General features: G+C 72.5%; 11 protein-coding genes and 1 pseudogene. 9 read left to right on the forward strand and 3 right to left on the reverse strand.

Annotated features, from left to right (window positions below; translation table 11 throughout):
- The first annotated feature begins 27 nt into the window (after positions 1–27).
- Together IEY14_RS18890 and IEY14_RS18895 are read left to right on the forward strand one after the other, a co-directional pair.
- Positions 28–1158, forward strand: a complete 1131-nt coding sequence (locus tag IEY14_RS18890) for a calcium-binding protein (protein ID WP_188911291.1) — start codon at positions 28–30, stop codon at positions 1156–1158.
- A 50-nt stretch (positions 1159–1208) separates the two neighbouring features.
- The gene (locus IEY14_RS18895; protein WP_188911293.1) at positions 1209–4187 is read left to right on the forward strand and encodes a tetratricopeptide repeat protein; all 2979 of its coding nucleotides are present in this window, start codon (positions 1209–1211) and stop codon (positions 4185–4187) included.
- Here the strand turns inward: IEY14_RS18895 and IEY14_RS18900 are convergent.
- Positions 4160–5602, reverse strand: coding sequence for a Hint domain-containing protein (locus IEY14_RS18900; protein ID WP_188911295.1), 1443 nt, complete (start codon positions 5600–5602; stop codon positions 4160–4162). The two genes, IEY14_RS18895 and IEY14_RS18900, sit on opposite strands and share 28 nt — an antisense overlap.
- Positions 5603–5776: 174 nt before the next feature.
- Between IEY14_RS18900 and IEY14_RS18905 the strand changes: the two genes are divergently transcribed.
- The 3 genes from IEY14_RS18905 (at position 5777) to IEY14_RS18915 (ending at position 11715) form a co-directional block, all read left to right on the forward strand.
- Entirely contained in the window at positions 5777–7801 is a 2025-nt protein-coding gene (locus IEY14_RS18905) for a glycosyltransferase family 2 protein (RefSeq protein ID WP_188911297.1), read from the forward strand.
- Positions 7698–10097 (forward strand): glycosyltransferase family protein, encoded by a 2400-nt coding sequence (locus tag IEY14_RS18910; protein ID WP_188911299.1) that lies wholly within the window; start codon positions 7698–7700, stop codon positions 10095–10097. Before IEY14_RS18905 ends, IEY14_RS18910 begins: the two co-directional genes overlap by 104 nt.
- Before the next feature lie 139 nt (positions 10098–10236).
- Entirely contained in the window at positions 10237–11715 is a 1479-nt protein-coding gene (locus IEY14_RS18915) for a mannitol dehydrogenase family protein (protein ID WP_188911302.1), read from the forward strand.
- Between the two features lie 59 nt (positions 11716–11774).
- Here the strand turns inward: IEY14_RS18915 and IEY14_RS18920 are convergent.
- Positions 11775–12650, reverse strand: a pseudogene (locus IEY14_RS18920) (LysR family transcriptional regulator); the annotation flags it as partial.
- 107 nt (positions 12651–12757) lie between these two features.
- Here IEY14_RS18920 and IEY14_RS18925 point away from each other — a divergent pair.
- From IEY14_RS18925 to IEY14_RS18935, 3 genes are all read left to right on the forward strand, one after another.
- Positions 12758–14254 carry a CoA-acylating methylmalonate-semialdehyde dehydrogenase gene (locus IEY14_RS18925; protein WP_188911306.1) on the forward strand — a complete coding sequence of 499 codons (1497 nt, stop codon included), beginning with the start codon at positions 12758–12760 and terminating at the stop codon, positions 14252–14254.
- Between the two features lie 201 nt (positions 14255–14455).
- Entirely contained in the window at positions 14456–15871 is a 1416-nt protein-coding gene (locus IEY14_RS18930) for a dihydrolipoyl dehydrogenase (RefSeq protein WP_188911308.1), read from the forward strand.
- Between the two features lie 202 nt (positions 15872–16073).
- Complete coding sequence (locus IEY14_RS18935; RefSeq protein ID WP_188911309.1) at positions 16074–16544, forward strand: MarR family winged helix-turn-helix transcriptional regulator; 471 nt, start codon at positions 16074–16076, stop codon at positions 16542–16544.
- A 21-nt stretch (positions 16545–16565) separates the two neighbouring features.
- On the opposite strand, the gene IEY14_RS18940 is transcribed toward IEY14_RS18935, so the two are convergent.
- Positions 16566–18365, reverse strand: coding sequence for a DEAD/DEAH box helicase (locus tag IEY14_RS18940; RefSeq protein WP_188911311.1), 1800 nt, complete (start codon positions 18363–18365; stop codon positions 16566–16568).
- A gap of 391 nt (positions 18366–18756) precedes the next feature.
- Between IEY14_RS18940 and IEY14_RS18945 the strand changes: the two genes are divergently transcribed.
- On the forward strand, positions 18757–18975 hold the full coding sequence (locus tag IEY14_RS18945; RefSeq protein ID WP_188911313.1) for a hypothetical protein: 219 nt from the start codon (positions 18757–18759) through the stop codon (positions 18973–18975).
- Positions 18976–18984: the final 9 nt, after the last annotated feature.

Genomic DNA, 18984 nt, shown 5'->3' on the forward strand with positions numbered 1-18984 from the left:
GCGCCCGGGCGGCGCTGACCGCGCGCCATGGCTGAGATCTATTCGAGTTCCGACGGCGCGCCGCTCTCCTCGCTCTCGCAGGAGGCGATGGACCATATCAACCGCGTCCTCGCCGATCTCGGGCTCAACGGCACCGGCGAGCCCGGCATCCATGCGAGCGACGCCGCCAGCATCACCGCCGCCGACGGCGACAAGGCGATCGTCGCCGCGATCGGCGATGGCGGCCATGTGCATATCGACGATGGCGGCCATTCCGTCGCGGTGGTGCTCGGCAATGCGGGCACGGTCGAGCTCGCCGGCTCGGGCGACGACACGGTCTTCGCCAGCGACGCCGGCAATTCCATCACGGCCGGCGGCGGCACCGGCGCCCTCCATGGCGGCGCCGGCAACGACGTCCTGTCGGGCGGCACCGAGGGCGGCCATCACGCGTTCTTCGCCTCCGGCGGCATGGATACGCTCGTCGGCGGCAACGGCATGGACACGCTCTGGGGCAGCGGCTCCAGCGTCCTCGTCGGCGGCGCGAACGGCCATACCGAGATCCATGCCGGCATCGGCGGCGCCGACACGATCCGCGCCGAAGGCGGCTTCGACACGATCCATGGCGGCGGGGCAGAGATCACCGAGACCGGCGGCCATTCGCTGATCCAGACCGATGGCGACGTCGTGGTGGCGCGCGGCTCGCACGACACGATCGACGGCTCGGCCTCCGCCCATGCCGCGAAGATCGACGTCTACGGCACGCATTCGACCATCTATGGCGGCGCCGGCAACGACACGATCACGCTGCACGACCTGACCGGCGCCCCCGCCCAGGTCTTCGCCGGGGCCGGCGACGATTCGATCTTCGGCTCGATGGGCGGCCACGCCACCCTGTCCGGCGGGGCGGGCGACAACAGCTTCTTCACCTATGGCATGGGCGACAGCCTGGTCGGCGGCGACGGATCGGACATCTTCGCCATCGCCCATGGCGGCACCGGCCACGACACGGTGGATGGCGGCGGCGGCGACAACACCGTCAGCTTCGAGGACCGCTCCTTCGCCGACGCGCATTTCGCGACATCCGACCACTCGACAGTGGTGAGCTTCGACGACGGCTACAGCGCGACGCTGAGCAATGTCGAGCATCTGCATTTCAAGGACACGGTCTACAACATTTAACCTGCGGCGTTGCAGACTGACGCCGGACGGCAGGAACGGGTCGGCGGCGGATGGAGGCAGGAGCGAGCTTTGCGGAATGGCGGCGGCTGGGCCTGGCGGCGCGCCAGGACGGCCGGCGCGAGTCGGCGCTCGCCGCCTTCCGGGAGGCCACCCGGCTGGACGCGGCCGAGCGCTGGAACCGCAACGACATCGCCCTTGAACTCCTCGCCCTCGGCCGCATCGACGCGGCGGAAGGCGAGGCGCGCGACCTTCTCGACGCCGCGCCCGGCTTCGCGCCGGCCCATCGCACGCTCGGTCTTCTCGCGCGCCGGCGCGGCGAACGGGAGGCGGCGCTCGGCGCGTTCCGCACGGCGGCAACGGCCGATCCCCGCGACCTGTGGAACCGCCAGGACGCCGCCGCCGAATGCCAGGCGCTCGGCCGCCTGGACGAGGCGGAGGCGGACTATCGCGCTGTCGCGGCGGCGGGTCCCGGCGCCCATGCCCTGCGCGGCCTCGGCCAGATCGCCCGCCAGCGCGGCGCGGCCGAGGAGGCTCTCGTCTGGTTCGAGGCGGCGGCGCGGCTGCGCCCGGAAGACCCCTGGTTCGCGCTCGATCGCATCGCCGCCTTCCGCGCGCTCGGCCGCCTCGCCGAGGCGGGAGGAGCGGCGCGCGACCTCGCCACCCGCCATTCCGACTTCCTGCCGGGTCTCCTCGAACGCGCCGACATCCTGGAGGCTTCGGCCGAACGGGAAGCCGCCCGCACCCTCCTCGCCCGCCTTCTCGTCACCCGGCCGGATTGCGGCGAGGCCTATCGCCGCCTCGCGCGCCTCGCCCTTCACGACGGCGAGACGGCGACGGCGGAGCGTCACCTGCGCGCCGCGCTGGCGATCGGCGCCGGGGACGCGACGGGCGCGGTCGAAATCCGGCTCGAACTCCATCAGCTGCTGCGCCGGAGCCAGGGACCGGAAGCGGCGCGCCCCCTCCTCGCCGAGGCCGAGGCGACCCTGCCGGACCATCCGCGCCTCCTCCTCGCGCTCGGCGACGACCGGCGCGAGCGGGGACATCTCGCGGAGGCCGAGACCTTCTACGACCGGGCGCTCGCCGCGCGGCCGGGCTTTGCCTGGGCGCTGATCGGCAAGGCCGCCATCGCCCGCGAGCGGGGCGATGCCGAGCCGGCGCGCCGGCTCTATGCCGAGGCGATCCGCCTCGATCCGGCGGAGGGCTTCGCCCAGCTCGAACTCGCCGCGCTCCTGCGCGACGGCGGCGACTGGTCCGGGGCGCGCGAGGTGCTCGCGACGGTGCCGGACGCCTCGCCGCGCCTCCGGGCCGCGCGGATGGCGGAAGGCCTCGTCCGCCGGGCGGCGGGCGACTGGCCAGGGGCCGCCGCCGCCTTCGACGCGGTCGCCGCGCGCTTTCCAGACTTCGTCGAGGCGCTGGTCGAGGCTTCGGACGACTGGCTTCGGGCCGGCCGGGCGGAGGAAGCCGAGGCGCGTCTCGCCGAGGCGGAGCGGCGCGCGCCGGACCATCCGGCGCTTCTCGAAGCCCTGGCGCGGCGGGCGCTCCTTCGCGACGATCTGGCGGACGCGGAGCGCTGCCTCGCGCGGGTGACGAGCCTCGATCCGGCGCGGCTCTGGCCCTGGCTGGCGCTTGCCCGGCTGCGCGCCCTCGGCGGCGCGGCGGCTGCGGGCCTCGCGCTCTTCGACGGGGCGGAGGCGCGCTTCGGCCCGCGGCCCGAGATCGCCCTCGCCCGTGCCGAACTCCTGCGCCAGATCGGCGCGCCGGACGAGGCGCGCCAGGCGATCGAGCGCGCCCGCGCCGCCTTCCCGCATCATGTCGGCCTCCGTCTCGCCGAAGCCGGCGCGCGGATCGAGGCAGGCGAATGGCAGGCGGCCGAGGCACTTCTGGATGCCCCCCGCTCCGGCGACGGTCCGGCGGAGGGCCGCCGCCAGTTCCATCTGTCGCTTCTCGCGGCCCAGCGCTGGGACTTCGCGGAGGCGATCCGCCGGGGCGAGGCGGCGGTGGCCGCGCTGCCCGGCGACGGCTGGCCGCGCAACCGGCTCGTCCATGCCGCGCTGCTCGCCCTCGATCTCGACCGCGCCGCCCGCCACCTCGACGGTCTCGCCGCGCTCGAAGCCGGCGCGAGCGCCCTGAAGGGCAAGTCGGCGAACCGGTCGCAGAGCCATTACGGCCAGCTCCTCGACGAATTCCGCCTGGATGCCGAGGTGCTGGCGGACTTGCGGACGGCCCTCGCCCATCCGCCCGGCGAGCGCCTCGCGCGCCTTGCCGCGATCGTCCGCGCAGCGCCGGACAGCACGGCGGCGGCGGTGCAGTTCTTCATCGAGCGCCGGCGCGCGGCGCGTCCCGCCCGTCCCGCGCCCGTGGGCTCGGCGATCCCGCCGACGATCCACCAATATTGGGACGAAGCGGTGCCGCCGCCCGATCTCCAGGCCTATATCGCCTCCTGGCAAACCCTGAATGCAGGCTTCGAGCATCGCCTCTGGAACGCGGCGAGCGCGCGCGAGGTCTTGCACGGGAGCCCTGTTCCGGGGGCTCTCGCCGCCTTCGACCGGGCGCCCGAACCGGCGATGAAGGCCGATCTCTTCCGGCTCGCCCTCCTCTTCGCGGAAGGCGGCGTCTATGCCGACGCGGACGACCGGTGTCTGCGCGCCATCGCGCCGCTGGTCGGGCCGGAGCGCGGCTTCGTCGCCTATCAGGAGGATCTCGGCTCGCTCGGCAACAATTTCGTCGCGGCGACGCCCGGCCATCCGATTCTCGGCCGCGCGCTGGAACTGGCCGTCGCCGCCGTCAATCGGGGCGACGCGGACATTCTCTGGCTCGCCACCGGCCCCGGCCTCCTCACCCGCGCCGCCGCAGAGAGTCTGGCGACGCGGCCGGAGATCGAGGCCGGCTTCGTGCTTCTCGACCGGTCCGAATTCCTGCGCTTTTCCGCCATCCACTGCCTCGCGGCCTATAAGGCGACGGAGCGGCATTGGAGCCGCACCGCCTTCGGCCGCGCCCGGCCTCAGGCGACGAGGGCGCGCTCGGCCTGAGGCAACAGCGCCCGGCGCGCGGCAAGGCGCCGACGGATCGCGCCCGGCACCTGGCGGGCGGATTTCGCGCGCGGCAGGTCCATCTCGGCGATCGCCCGCGCGCCGTCCTCCAGCGCCTCGCGCTCCGCCCAATTGTCGAAGGCGAGCCGCTCGGGATTGTCGACGAAACTCTCGGCCGCCAGCCCCTCGGCCAGCACCAGCGCATGGCGGGGCAGTTCGATATGGAAATAGCGCAGCCGGGCCGGCCCGTCCCGTTCGCGCAGCACGGCGGTGCCGTCGACCAGCGCGCCGGCATGGATGAGGACGCCGTCGATGGCGACGGCATGATCCGGCGACAGGCGAAGGTCGCGCGCCGGCACGCCCGGCGCGATCGCCCCGGCGCGGATGCGGATCGGCAGGGTGCGGAGCGGATCGCCCGTTCCGGCCTCCACTGTCTGCCGGCCGATCCAGCGCACGGTCTCGGCGCCCCCGTCCGCGAGGCGGACCTGATCGCCGGGCCGCAGATCCTCCACCGCCACCGCGCCGGACGGCGTCGCGATCAGCGTGCCGGGGCAGAAGCAGACCGGCGTGACCGGGCTGAAGGCGTCGCCGCCCGACGTCGCGCCGATCGGGCTGGAGAGGATCGAGGCCGGACCATCCGCCGCGCCATGGGTCGTGGAGCCGGCCGAGAAGGGCGAAGCGCCGTTCGAGCCGGTGCCGCCGCCCGAAGCGGAGGCCGTGCCGATCGAGCCGGCCGAACCGCTGTCCGAGGACGAGCCGCCGGCACCGCCGCCATTCGCCGCCGCCGTCGCGGCGTCGCCGCTGCTCCCGCCGCCGCCAGAGGAGGTGGCACTCGAGGCGCCGCTCTCCCCTCCGCCACCCGAACCCGTGCCAGTCTCGCCGGTGCCGGAACCGGACCCTTCGCCGCCGGACGAACCGGAACCCGTGCCGCCGCCTTCGGACGAGGCCGAGGATGCCGATGCGCCCGAGCCTGTCCCCGCCGCGCCCGCCTCCCCGCCCCGGCCGCCGCTTTCGCCGCGTGCCGAGGCGCCGTTGCCGCCGGAAGAGTCGCGTGAGCCGATGCCGGTGCCGGTGCCGCCGGACAGCCCGCCGGCCGCCTGTTTCATCGTCGCGCCGCTGCCCGAGGCCGCCGCGCCGCCGCCGCCGCTCGCCGCCGTGTCGCCGGCGCCGTTGCCCTCGCCGCGCGCGGCGGAGGCGCCGTCGGCGCCGCGCTCGGCCGCGCCCGGTCCCTGCGCCGTGGCGGTTCCGCCCGCGGCGCTCTCGGCCTTCGCGTCGCTCGTGTTGGAGAGCGTCGAGCTGGCGGCAAGGCCGCCCGACATCAGAACGCCGGCCGCGCCGGAACCGCCCGACCGGTCCTTCGAATCGAGGGACTCGCTGTCGCCGGACGAAGACTGGTCCGTGTCCTTGCTGCTCATCGGCCGTCGGGGCTCCGGATCCTCGGCGTTTCGATCAAGGATGCCTCGGCAAGGGCCGGTCTCCAAGCGGAACCTCGAATCGTCGCAAGCAAAGCATGAACGCCGCCAGCCTTCGGAAAGCGACAGGCGTCATGCTGCGGTCGAACCACCACCGGACGGAACGACGGACGCGACTTGGAGACCCTGGCGGAGATCTGGCGAAGCCTGCCCTTCGGCGATTCCGCCCGGCATGCCGAGGCGCTGACGCTCGGCGCGACGCGCCTCCTGCGCGCCGGCCGGCCGGGCGACGCCTTCGAGCTGATCGACCGGCGCTGCCGCCTCGCCGAGCGGCCGCGCGCCGCCGATCTCGCCATTCGCGCCCTCGCCGCGCGGCTCTGCGGCCTGCCGGACGAGGCGGCGGCGGATCTGGCGCGGGCGGAAGCGGCCGACCCGCTCGACGGCTTCGTCGCGCTGACGGCCCTGCGCCTCGGGGCGGGCGACCCGGCGGCGCGGCGGATCGTCGAGGCGCCCGGCGCCTCGACCGAGGCCTTGCGCGCGGCGCTCTCCCATCTCGTCGGCAAGGGCGAGGCCGTCGCCGCGCTCGATTGTCTGGACGGCCGGCTGACCGGCTTCGCCGCCTGGCCGGCCGCCGCCACGGTGGACCTCGACTGCCTCGGCCCCGGCGGGCTCACGACGACGAGGCTCGTCGGCGATCCCCGCCTGCCTTTCCTTAGCGAAGGCGTCGCGGCCTGCCATGTCGACCTGCGCCCCGGCTTCGATCCCGAGCGCTTCCGTCTCCGGGAGGGCGAAGCGCTTCTTCTGGAGGACCGGCTCTGGCCGCGCCGCGCCCGCGCGCTCGGCGGCTCGCGTGCCGGTCCGCCGGCGACGCCCCCGGCCCGCGCCGGGCTCGGCATCGTCGTGCCGGTCCATGGCGACGCAGAGGCGACGCGCGCCTGCCTCGACGCCCTCCTCGCCGAGACGGCGGGCGTGCCGAACGCTGCCGTCGTCCTCGTCGACGACGCCTCGCCCGACCCGGATGTCGCGCGTCTCGCCGACGAGTTCGCGGCGGCGGGCCGCGTCCGCCTCGTGCGCAATCCGGCCAATCTCGGCTATGCCGGCGCGGTGCGGCGCGGGCTCGAAGCGCTGGGGCCGGCCCGAGACGTTCTCCTGCTCAATGCCGACGCGATCCTGCCGGAGGGCGCCCTCGCCCGGCTCGCCGAGGCGGCCTATTCGGCCCCCGATATCGGCTCGGTGACGCCCTTCTCCAACAATGGCGAATATGCGAGCTTTCCTCGCCATGCCGAAGCCGCGCCCGCCCCGACGCCGGCCGAGGCCCGGCGGATCGACGCGGCGGCGGCGCGCCTTCATGCCGGGCGGGTGGTCGATCTGCCGAACGGCACGGGCTTCTGCCTCTTCGTGCGCCACGACGCGCTGGCCGCCGCCGGCGGCATGCCGGAAGCCTATCGGCGCGGCTATTTCGAGGATGTCGAATTCTGCCTGCGGCTGCGCCGTGCCGGCTTCCGCAATGTCTGCGCGCCCGGCCTCTATGTCGTCCATCACGGCACGCGCTCCTTCGGCGCGGCGAAGCGAGCGCTCGCCGTGCGCAACCTCGCCCTGCTGCGCCAGCGCTTTCCGGGCTTCGAGGCGGAATGCGCCGCCTATGCGGCGGCCGATCCGCTGGGGCCGGCGCGGGCGGCGCTGGCGGCGGCGCTCGGCCTTCCGCCCTCCGCCGCGACTCCTCCGCACCTGCCATCCTCCGACCGCCCGCTGCCGCAGCGCCCGCCGACCCTCGGCGTCATCGCCGGCCCGCCCGCCCCGGCGACGGACCGCTTCCTGCGCGAGCTCTCCGCCCTGTTGCGCGAGCGCCGGCCCGAGGCGCGGCTCTGCGTCCTCGGCCGGACGATGGACGATCTGGCGCTTCTCGGGCGCGGCAATGTCTTCGTCACCGGGCCGCTCGCCGAAGCGGAGATCGGCCCGGCGGCGCGGCGCCACGGCGCCCTCGCGCTGACCGCTCCGCCGGAACTCGCCCGGCACGGCACCGCACTGGCCGCAAACGCCGGCCTTCCCTTCCTGGCCGCCTCCCCGGCCGACCCCATCCCGACCGATCCGAAGGCCCATGTCCGACACACCCTCCTCGCGCTCGTCGATCGGTTCGCTGATCGCCTCCCGCCGGCAGCGGCGCCAGGACGGCCCAACGCCCCAAGCCCGGCCCCGGCCTGAGACGGGCCGGCTCGTCCGCTTCGCCCGGACCGGCGCGACGGTGCTGGAAGGCCATGTCTTCGATCCCGCCGAGCCGGATCGCCGCTTCGTCGTCGAACTCCTGCTCGACGGTCTGCCGCTGGCCCTGGCCCGGGCGGAACTCTTCGTGCCGGACCTTTTCGGCCTCGGCGGCGACGGCTGCCACGGCTTCGCCTTCTCTCTCGATCCCGAAGCCCTGCCGGCCCTGTCGCAAGCCTCGGCGCGCGTCGCCAACACGCTGGAGCCGGTGGGCGAGGCGCTCGATCTCCAGGCGCCGGGCGGTTTCGCGGCCTCCGCCGCCCCGCTCGGCGCGGTCGAATGGCCGGGCGGATTGCGGCTCGCCGGCTGGGCGCGGCGCGACGCCTTCGCCTTTCCGCCGCTGATCGAAGCCTTCGCCGACGGCGCGCGGATCGCCGGGGCGCGGGCCGACCGCTGGCGGAGCATTGCCTTCGGCGCCCGCGAGACGCCGGAGCCCGGCTTCGAACTGACGTTGCCGCGCGAACTCGCCGATGGCCGGCCGCATCGCATCGACATCCTCTGCGAGGGCCGCGCCCTGCCCGGCAGTCCGGTCACGGTGATCGCCTTCGCCGATCCGCTGCGCGAGCACCTGTTCGGCCGCGCCGAAACGGAGGCCGAGAGCGAGGCGCTGCGCGGTGCCCTTTTCGACGCGAGCTTCCCGGACGCGGTGCCCTTCGCCGCCTTCGCGGAATGGGACCGCCGCTTTCCGCTCGCCGCGCCGGAGCGCAAGCCGGCCGGCCCCGCCGCCCTCGCCGTGATCGGCGAAGCGGGCGCCGAGGAGACGCTGTCCGGGCCGGGGCTCGACGTCGCCGGCGGCTGGATCGGCGCCGTTCTGCCGGCGGGAAGCGGGCCGACGCGCTTCGTCCCGGCCGATCTCCTGCGCTTTCTCGGCACGGAAGCGGAACAATGCCCGTTCCTCGTCCTCATTCCGGCCGGCGCCCGTCTCCGGCCAGCGGGGCTCGACCGGCTGCTTGCGGCGCTCGAAGCCGCTCCGACGGCGGTGATCGCCTATGGCGACCTCGCCTTCGCCGGCGAGGATGGCGAGCCGCACCTCCTGGCCTTGCCGGCCTTCGATTATGAGCGCGCCCTCGAACAGGGTCTCGGCGCCAGCCTCTTCGCCATCCGCCGCGCCGCCGCGCTGGAGGCCGCCCGGCAGGGCATCGACGAGCTCCACCGCCTGTTCCTCTTTCCGCTCGACCGGACCGGGCCGCGCGGCCGGGCGCATCTCCATATGCCGGGCTGCGGCTTCGTCCTGCCCGCGCCGGCGCCGGTCGTCGCGGAAGCGCTGGCGGCGGCGGCGCGCGATCATCTGGCGGCGCGCGGCCTTGCGGCGGAGGTGACGGCCCGGCCGGACGCCATGCTGCCGGCGGTCCGGGTCCGCCGCGCCGCGCCCGCCGCCTCGCTCGGACTGATCCTCGATCCCGGCTCCGATGCCGGCCTCGTTCCGCCCGCGCTGGAGGCGCTGGAGGTGACGCGCAAGCGCCATGGCCTTGCCGTTTTCGTCGCGGCGACGGGCCTCGACGCCGCTTTGCGCGACCGGCTGCGGCTCGACGGGGTCGAGACCGTGGAAAGCGACGCGAGCGCCTCGCCGGCCCGCCGGCTCGGCCGCGCCGTCGAAGCCGCCGGGAGCGAACTCGTCTGCCTGTTCGACGCGCGGCTGCGGCCAGACGATCCCGACTGGCTGGAAGAGCTTCTGTCCCGGCTCGCGGAAGGCGATTGCGGCGCCGTCGCGCCCCGGATCGTCGCCGCCTCCGGCCTCGTCACGGAGGCCGGCCGCGTGCTGCGCCCCGCCGGCGCGCCCGTTCCCGCCTTCGCCGACCGGCGCCAGGGCGATCCCGGCTATGGCGACGCTCTTCTCGTCGCGCGGCAGACGGCGGCGGCGGGACCCGCCTGCCTGTTGACGCGCCGCGCCGATTTCCTGGCGCTCGGCGGCTTCGATCCGGTGCTGTTTCCCGATCATCTCGGCGCCGAGGACTATTGCCTGAAGCTCCAGGCGCTCGGCCGGCGCGTGGTCGTCACGCCCGATGCCGTGCTGCGCCGCGCGCCCGGCGCCGACCCCGCCCCCCGCCCGGGCTCGCTCGCCCGCGAGGCGCGGCTTCTGGCGGCGCGCTGGGCGGGCGTCGTCGCGGGCGATCCGTTCTACAGCCCGCTTCTCGACCGCGGGCCGGCGCCCTTCGCCGGCCTTGCCTGGCCGCCGGGCGATCTCGCGCCGCGCCGGCCGGACGTGCCGCAGGCCCGCTTCCTGCCGCCCGGCTGGTAGGGCGCGCCGCCCGACGGGCAAACGCTCGTTTGGTGGGAAATTGCCCAACGGCCGAGCGAATGCCATTGACGGCGGGCGCGCCAGATGGTCCATCGAAACTCGGCCGGGCCGGCAGCGGCCCGTGGAGGAGGAGACCGCCATGACAGCCAAGCTTTCGCTCGCCGCCCTGCCCGCGCTCGGCAAGGTCGAGGTGCCGACCTACCGGCGCGAGGACCTTTCGCCCGGCATCGTGCATTTCGGCGTCGGCAATTTCCACCGCGCCCATCTCGCGGTCTATCTCCACGAACTGTTCCAGAAGGGCGAGAATCGCGACTGGGCGATCGTCGGGGCCGGCGTCCTGCCGTCCGATGCCGCGATGAAGGACCGTCTGGCGGCGCAGGACTATCTCTATACGGTGGTCGAGCAGGACCGCGACCGCAATGCCGCGACCGTCCTCGGCGTGATGGTCGACTTCCTGCCGCCCGGCGATCCGGCGACGACGATCGCGCGGCTGGCGACGCCCGAGATCCGCATCGTCTCGATGACCATCACCGAGGGCGGCTATTTCCTCGATCCGGCGAAGGGCGTCTTCGACCCGAACCATCCCGCCATGGTCGAGGATGGGCGGAACCCAGACGCGCCGAAGACCGTGTTCGGCCTGATCATCGCCGGCCTGAAGGCCCGCCGCGCCGCCGGCCTCGCGCCTTTCACCGTCATGTCCTGCGACAACATCCCGAGCAATGGCGAGGTGACGCGCGAGACGCTTTGCGGCCTCGCCAAGCTGTCCGATCCCGAATTCGCCCATTGGATCGAGGCGAATGTCGCCTTCCCGAACGCCATGGTCGATCGCATCACCCCGGCGACCAATCCCGGGCAGATCGAGTTCCTGAAGGCCGAGTTCGGGGTGGAGGACGCGGCGCCCGTCTTCTGCGAGGGCTTCCGCCAATGGGTGGTGGAGGACCATTTCCCGCTCGGCCGCCCCGCCTTCGAGACGGTCGGCGCGCAGTTCGTGCCGGATGTCGCCCCTTACGAGCACATGAAGATCCGCATCCTCAACGGCGGCCATGCGGCCATCGCCTATCCGGCGGCGCTGATGGACATTCCGCTCGTCCACGAGGCGATGGAGGAGCCGCTGGTCGACCGCTTCCTCGAGAAGCTGGAGACCGAGGAGATCATCCCGATCGTGCCGCCGGTGCCGGACACGGATCTGCGAGCCTATTTCGGCATCATTCGCGAACGCTTCTCCAATCCGAAGGTGCGCGACACCATTCCGCGCCTCGCGCTCGACGGCTCGAACCGACAGCCGAAATTCATCCTGCCCTCGACGCGCGACCGGCTGGCCGCCAACGAGGACGTCGTCGGCCTGTCGCTCGTCTCGGCGCTCTGGTGCCGCTATCTCGCCGGCACGACGGATTCCGGCGCGCCGATCGAGATCATGGACGTCAATCGCGACCGGCTGCACGCGGCGGCGGTCAAGGCCAAGGACGATCCGCAGGCCTTCCTGGAGCTGCGCGACATCTTCGGCGATCTCGCCGACGACCCGCGTTTCAAGGCGCGCTTCGCCCATGCGCTGAAGACGCTCGAGACGAAGGGCACGCGCGCGACGCTGGAAGCCTATCTCGGCGGCACCTTGGTCTGAGACCCGGCTCGGCCGCCGGCCTCAACCGGCGGCCCCTCAAGGGAGGGCGCATCGTCGCCGAAGGCGGCGCGCTCGCGGCGGACGAGATCGACGATCCCTTCCGCCACATGGCGCACCGGCGCTAGCGCCGCCGCGCTCTCATGCGTCACCAGCCAGTAGCTGCGCCGGATGGCGATCTCCGGCAGGATGCGCGTCAGCGCCGCCTCGCGCCGTGCGACGAAGCCGTGCAGGATGCCGATCCCGGCGCCTGCCGCCACCGCCTCAGCCTGGCCGAGGGCGGAGGAGACCTCGAAGGAGGCCACCCAGCCCGGCATCACGTCGCCGGCATAGTGAAGGGATTTCGTATAGACGAGATCCTCGACATGGCCGACGAGGCGATGGGCGGCGAGATCGCGCAACTCGCGCGGCCGGCCCTGCTGTTCCAGATAGTCGGCGCTGGCATAAAGGCCGAGCGTGTAGTCGGTGAGCTTGCGCGACACGAGGCGCCCCTGCGCCGGCCGCTCCAGCGTGATCGCCACATCCGCCTCCCGCTGCGACAGGGAGAAGCTGCGCGGCACGGGCACGAGCTGGATGACGAGATCGGGATGATCGACCGTCAGACGCCAGAGCCGCGCGGCGAGAAAGGCGGTGCCGAAGCCGTCCGGCGCCCCGACCCGCACGGTGCCGGCGAGGCGGATGTCCCGGTCGCCGAGCGCGCCGCGCGCCGCCAGCATCTCCGCCTCGATCCGCTCGGCCGAGGCGAGAAGCGCGACGCCGGCATCGGTCAGGCTGCAGCCCGTCGGCCGGCGCAGGAGCAGCTTGGCGTTGAGACCGGCCTCCAGGCTGTCGATGCGGCGCGCCACCGTCGCATGATTGACGCCGAGGCGCTGCGAGGCTGCCAGGATCTGGCCCGTCCGGGCGACGGCGAGAAAGAAGCGCAGATCGTCCCAGTTCATCGCCGCTCCGAGCGCTTCGATCCATGCACAACGGATGCGCGGAAGATGGCGTTGATTTCAAGTCCCTGCCGGTTCATCCCTGGACCGGACAAGAACGGGAGACGGCCATGACCGAGATCGGGCATTTCATCGACGGCGCGCGCGTCGCCGGCACCAGCGGACGCCATGCGGATGTCTTCAACCCGGCCACCGGCCAGGTGACGGCGCGCGTCGCGCTCGCCTCGAAGGACGAGCTGCAGCGCGCGGTCGACGGCGCCCGCGCCGCGCAGCCGAAATGGGCGGCGACCAATCCGCAGCGCCGCGCCCGCGTCTTCATGAAGTTCGTCGCGCTTCTCAACGAGAACATGCAGGAACTGGCCGAGCTTCTGTCGTCCGAACACGGCAAGACGGTCGAGGATTCCAAGGGCGACATCGTGCGCGGCATGGAAGTCGCCGAATTCGTCTGCGGCATCCCGCATCTCATCAAGAGCGAGTTCACCGAGGGCGCCGGCCCCGGCATCGACATGTATTCGATCCGCCAGCCGGTCGGCATCGGCGCCGGCATCACGCCCTTCAACTTCCCCGCCATGATCCCGATGTGGATGTTCGCGCCGGCCGTCGCCTGCGGCAACGCCTTCATCCTGAAGCCGTCCGAGCGCGATCCCTCCGTGCCGATGCGCCTCGCCGAGCTGATGATGGAAGCCGGCCTGCCGGCCGGCATCCTCCAGGTCGTCAACGGCGACAAGGAGGCCGTCGACGGCATCCTCCAGCATCCCGAGATCGGCGCCGTGTCCTTCGTCGGCTCCACCCCGATCGCCGCCTATGTCTATGCCGAGGCCGCGAAGCACGGCAAGCGCGCCCAGACCTTCGGCGGCGCCAAGAACCACATGATCATCATGCCGGACGCCGATCTCGACATGGCGGCCGACGCGCTGATCGGCGCCGGCTACGGCTCGGCCGGCGAGCGCTGCATGGCGATCTCGGTCGCCGTGCCCGTCGGGGAGCAGACGGCCGACGCCCTGATCCAGAAGCTCATCCCCAAGGTCGAGGCGCTGAAGATCGGCCCCTATACCGACAGCGCGGCCGATTACGGCCCGGTCGTCACCAAGGCCTCGAAGGACAAGATCCTGGCGCTGGTCGAGAAGGGCGTCGCGGAAGGCGCCGAGCTCGTGGTCGACGGGCGCGGCTTCAAGATGCAGGGCTACGAGGACGGCTTCTTCGTCGGCTCCTGCCTCTTCGACCGCGTCACGCCCGAGATGGACATCTATCGCCAGGAGATCTTCGGCCCGGTCCTGTCCGTCGTCCGCGCCAAGGATTACGAGGAGGCGCTGTCGCTGCCGACCCGCCACGAATATGGCAATGGCGTCGCGATCTATACGCGCGACGGCGACGCGGCCCGCGACTTCGCCAGCCGGGTGCCGATCGGCATGATCGGCATCAACGTGCCGATCCCGACGCCCCTCGCCTATCATTCCTTCGGCGGCTGGAAGCGTTCGGCCTTCGGCGATCTCAACCAGCACGGCCCGGATTCGATCAAGTTCTGGACCCGCACCAAGACCGTCACCTCGCGCTGGCCCTCCGGCATCAAGGCGGGTGCCGAGTTCTCGATGCCCGTGATGCGCTGACGCCCGAAGCGAAACGGCCGGCCGCTCCCGAACCGGGCGGCCGGCTTTTGGCATTCACCCTGCCGGCCTCGCCCCGATCCATGGGCGGCAAAATGTCCGGGGCCGACTGATCCTTCGCGCTCTCGCCCTAACTCGCCTTCCGTGCGCTGGAGACGACGCGGCCCCTTCCGAGGCCCGGCTCCGGCGCGTGGCGGAGGGACGATGGCCGAACTCAATTGCGACGTCGCCGTGATCGGCGCCGGAACCGCCGGCCGCGCCGCCGAGCGCAGCGCCCGCCGGCACGGTGCCCGCACCCTTCTCATCGACGACGGCTTCGCGGGCACGACCTGCGTGCGCATCGGCTGCATGCCCTCCAAGCTTCTGATCGCGGCGGCCGAGGCGGCCCATGCGGTGCGGCAGGCGCCGATCTTCGGCGTCGAGACCGTGCCGCCCCGGATCGACGGGCGGGCCGTGATGGCGCGTCTCCGCCGCGAGCGAGCCGCCTTTCTCGCCAGCGACCGGGAATCGATCGAGAGCCTGCCGGCGGGCGTCGCGCTGCGAGGCCGGGCGCGCTTCGCCGGCCCGAACCGCCTCGCCCTCGATGACGGCCGCACCGTCGCCGCGAAGGCCATCGTGATCGCCACCGGCTCGCATTCGGCGGTGCCGGAGAATTTCGCGTCCGTCGCCGACCGCGTCCTCACCACGGAGACGATCTTCGAGCGGGGCGACCTGCCCGGCTCGCTCGCGGTCGTCGGCGCGGGGCCGATCGGTCTCGAACTCGCCCAGGCCTTCGCCCGCCTCGGCACCGATGTCATGCTGTTCGACAAGAGCGGCGCGATCGCCGGGCTGAAGGATCGGATCGTGGAGGCCGATCTGCGTCGCATTCTCGCCCGCGAGTTTCCGATCGTCACCGGCGTCGACCTCACCGCCGAGCGCCATGGCGAGGCGGTGCGCATCGCCTGGCATGGCGAGGCGACGGGCACGCGCGACTTCGACCATGTCCTCGTCGCCGCCGGCCGGCCGCCCAATCTCGCCGGTCTCGATCTTTCCGCCGCCGGACTGAAGCTCGACAAGCACGGCGTGCCGGTCTTCGACGAGGCGACGCTGCAATGCGGCGCGGCACCCATCTTTATCGCCGGTGACGCCAATGCCGACCGCGCCGTGCTGCACGAGGCCTCCGACGAGGGCACGATCGCCGGGCGCAACGCCGCGAACTTCCCGCGGGTGCGGCCGGGCGAGCGCGGCGTGCCGTTCCAGCTCACCTTCACCGATCCGAACGTCGCGGTGCTCGGCGAGGTCGCGACGGAGGAAACGCCGGACGTGGTGATCGGCACCGCCTCCTATGCCGACCAGGGCCGCGCCAAGGTCATGGCCCGCAATGCCGGCACGGTCCGCTTCTATGCCGCGCGGCAGGGCGGCCGCCTTCTCGGCGCCACCATGGCGGGTCCGGGCGTCGAGCACATGGCGCATCTCGTCGCCTGGGCGATCGGCGACGGACGGACGGCCGCCGAATTGCTCGACCGGCCCTTCTATCATCCGACCTTCGAGGAAGGGCTGAAATCCGCGCTGCGCGCCATCTGCGCCACGAGCCGGACCACGGTCCCCTCGCGCGACGAGGCCCGCCCTTCGGCCGCGTGACGGCGATGCTCCGGCGGCCAGACGCCGGTGATCACGCGTCGATTCACGCCATCGTGCGACGAAATGCGACAGACAATCCTTTAGCCGTGCGTCTAAACTGTTCCGCAGGTGGAGGAATTCGTCTCGTCACGCGACGATGACGGAGTATTTTGGTTTCGTGAAGATCGGAACTTCGGGTGGGATCGACATGGGGGAAGCTGCCATGAACGGCGAACAGGAACGCCAGGCCGGGGCGGGAATGGTCGCGACCGGACTGGTGCCGCATCTCCTGTCCGTCGCCAAATCCGCCCGTCAGCTCATGCAGCTCGCCCTGGCCGATCTCGACGTGGCGGTCGGACAGGACTCTTTCCTCCTGGCCTTCGCCGGCCAGGAGGCGCGCTCGGTCATCGATCTCGCGGTCGCCCTTTCCGTCAGGCCGTCCACCGTCTCCAAGATGGTCGACATCCTGGAGAAGAAGGGCTGGGCGGCGCGCGGCCGCGACGAGCACGACCTGCGCAAGGTGCTGGTGAAGCTGACGCCGGAGGGTCTCGAAACCCGCTCGCAGGTCGTCAAGATCCGCTCGAGCCTGGAGACGCAGCTGCGCAAGATGGCCAATGGCGAGGACGCCATCGACCTGTCGGCGCTCCGGCGCCTGGACGAGACGCTGTCGAAGCGGCTGTCGCGCCGTCGCTGAGACGGCGCCGGCCTTCTCCGATCAGTCCTTCGAACGGTCGAAGGAGCGCTTGCCGCGCGGGCCGGAGCGGCCCGGCGGACCCCCATCCTGCGTCTTGCGGCGGAAGGGCTTGCCCCCGGCGGGCGGCCGGCTGTCGCGGCGGTCCCCGCCCCGGCCGGGTCCCGGCTTGGCATGGCCGCCGGCGCCGCCCGGCGTCGCCCGGCTGATGGTGATGCCGTCCTCGTCGGACCCCTCGGCGGCGCTGGCGAAGCGGGCGGCGGCCTCGGCCGAGACCTCGAACTTCGTTTCCTTGTCGAAGATCTTGATCGCGCCGATGTCCTGGCGCGTCACCTGGCCGCGCCGGCAGAGCAGCGGCAGGATCCATTTCGGATCGGCCTCGTTGCGCCGGCCGATATCGAGACGGAACCAGACGCCGGACTCGCCGCGCAGCGTCTCGCGCGGGCGCGGCTGCCGAGGCTCGGCGGAGCGGGGCGCGCCCGGCTCGCGGCGCGGCTTGGCATCCGGCGCGAAGCCCGGATCATAGACCTCTTCCGGCGCCGGCAGCCGGGCGCGGTAAAGGCGCGCGAGCGCGACGGCGATCGTCTCGGGCGAGCGGCTGGCGAGCAGCGCCCGGCCGGCGGCGAGTTCCTCCTCGCTCACCTCGCCGTCGAGAATCGGGTCGGACAGGAGCCGCTCCTCGTCCTGGCGGCGGATCTCCTCGGCGCTCGGCGCGCCGCTCCAGGTGGCCTGGACGCGCGCTTCGGCGAGCAGTCGCTCGGCCTTCTTGCGGCGCGCCATCGGCACGAGCAGCACGGAGACGCCCTTGCGCCCGGCGCGGCCGGTGCGGCCGCTGCGATGCTGCAGCGTCTCGGCATCGTTCGGCAGGTCGGCATTGATCACGAGGCCGAGGCTCGGCAGGTCGATGCCGCGCGCCGCGACATCGGTCGCGACGCAGACCCGCGCCCGTCCGTCGCGCAGCGCCTGCATGGTCTGGTTGCGCTCGGCCTGGCCGAGCTCGCCCGACAAGGAGACGGTCGAGAAGCCGCGTTCGAGCAGGTTCGAATGGAGATGGCGCACCGCCTCGCGCGTCTTGCAGAAGACGATGGCGCTCGGCGCGTCGGTGAAGCGCAGGATGTTGACCACCGCGTGCTCCATCTCGTTGGGCACGACGCGGATGGCGCGATATTCGATATCGGCATGGCCGGCGGCGCCGCGCGCCACCTCGATGCGCAGCGCGTCGCGCTGGTAGCGCTTGGCGAGCGCGATGATGTCCTTCGGCAGCGTCGCGGAAAAGAGCAGCGTGCGGCGCTCGGCCGGCGTCGCTTCCAAGAGGAATTCCAGATCCTCGCGGAAGCCGAGATTGAGCATCTCGTCCGCCTCGTCGAGGACGAGCGCCTTCAGGGCGCCGATGCGCAGCGCGCCGCGCTCCAGATGGTCGCGCAACCGGCCGGGCGTGCCGACGACGATATGGCAGCCCTCGTCCAGCCGGCGCTTCTCGGCGCGCGGGTCCATGCCGCCGACGCAGGTGACGATGCGCGCGCCGGTGCGGGCATAGAGCCAGGAGAATTCGGAGGCCACTTGGAGGGCGAGTTCGCGCGTCGGCGCGACGACCAGCGCCGCCGGCTCGCGGGTCGGGGCGAGGCGGTCCTCCTCGCCGAGCAGGGTCGGCGCGATGGCGATGCCGTAGGCGACGGTCTTGCCGGAGCCGGTCTGGGCGGAGACGAGGAGATCGCGCCCGTCGATCTCGGGATCGATCACCCGCTCCTGCACGGGCGTCGGTTCGGCGTAGCCGCGCTCGGCGAGAGCATCGGCGAGCGGGGGCCGCATGGAGCGGAAAGGCATGGTCGTTCCTACAAGATCGTCTGACGGAGCGCCCCCGATGGAAATTTCGTCGCAGCACGCGAAATTTCCCGCCCGGCCCTGCCTTGGCACGCGCTGACGCCGCGTTCAATAGCGCAGGAGACGGAGGGGCGATTTCCTGTCCGGACCCGGATCGGGCGGAAGGCGGAAGCGCGAACGGATACAGTCCCTTAACCATTTCCGCAACCCGTCGCCTCCTTCGAATGGATGGAGAAGAGGCGCGGGGTATCCCGGCCGACCGCTTCCCGCCTCGGCGGAACGGAGGGCGCTTCATCAAGCCTAGTGAGCTCTTTCCGATTGATAAAATTGGACAATCCGCCTGAACCGCATCGGAAGGCGCGGTTGGATAGAACGGTCGCCGCAAGGAGGCGACATGCAGAAAAAGACGACTGACGCGGAAATGTCCCCGCTGGTAAAGGCGGGCATCGTGGTGAGCGCGATCGCGCTCTTCCCCGCCCTCTACGTGGCATCGCAGCTCAACGACGACAGCGCGATCCGCGCCAAGGAACGGGCGGAGCGGACGGCGGCGCAGGAGGCGAAATACGAGAAGATCATGCATGAGGAGCTGAATCGCCGCCTCGGCAATCGCTGAGCGCCGGGC

Source organism: Aureimonas endophytica (assembly GCF_014642635.1).
Taxonomy (GTDB): domain Bacteria; phylum Pseudomonadota; class Alphaproteobacteria; order Rhizobiales; family Rhizobiaceae; genus Plantimonas; species Plantimonas endophytica.

Excerpts from the sequence above, each read along its gene's own strand:
- IEY14_RS18890 (WP_188911291.1), top strand. The coding sequence starts at position 28 with ATGGCTGAGATCTATTCGAGTTCCGACGGCGCGCCGCTCTCCTCGCTC.
- IEY14_RS18895 (WP_188911293.1), top strand. The coding sequence starts at position 1,209 with ATGGAGGCAGGAGCGAGCTTTGCGGAATGGCGGCGGCTGGGCCTGGCG.
- IEY14_RS18900 (WP_188911295.1), bottom strand. The coding sequence starts at position 5,602 with ATGAGCAGCAAGGACACGGACCAGTCTTCGTCCGGCGACAGCGAGTCC.
- IEY14_RS18910 (WP_188911299.1), top strand. The coding sequence starts at position 7,698 with ATGTCCGACACACCCTCCTCGCGCTCGTCGATCGGTTCGCTGATCGCC.
- IEY14_RS18915 (WP_188911302.1), top strand. The coding sequence starts at position 10,237 with ATGACAGCCAAGCTTTCGCTCGCCGCCCTGCCCGCGCTCGGCAAGGTC.
- IEY14_RS18925 (WP_188911306.1), top strand. The coding sequence starts at position 12,758 with ATGACCGAGATCGGGCATTTCATCGACGGCGCGCGCGTCGCCGGCACC.
- IEY14_RS18930 (WP_188911308.1), top strand. The coding sequence starts at position 14,456 with ATGGCCGAACTCAATTGCGACGTCGCCGTGATCGGCGCCGGAACCGCC.
- IEY14_RS18935 (WP_188911309.1), top strand. The coding sequence starts at position 16,074 with ATGAACGGCGAACAGGAACGCCAGGCCGGGGCGGGAATGGTCGCGACC.
- IEY14_RS18940 (WP_188911311.1), bottom strand. The coding sequence starts at position 18,365 with ATGCCTTTCCGCTCCATGCGGCCCCCGCTCGCCGATGCTCTCGCCGAG.
- IEY14_RS18945 (WP_188911313.1), top strand. The coding sequence starts at position 18,757 with ATGCAGAAAAAGACGACTGACGCGGAAATGTCCCCGCTGGTAAAGGCG.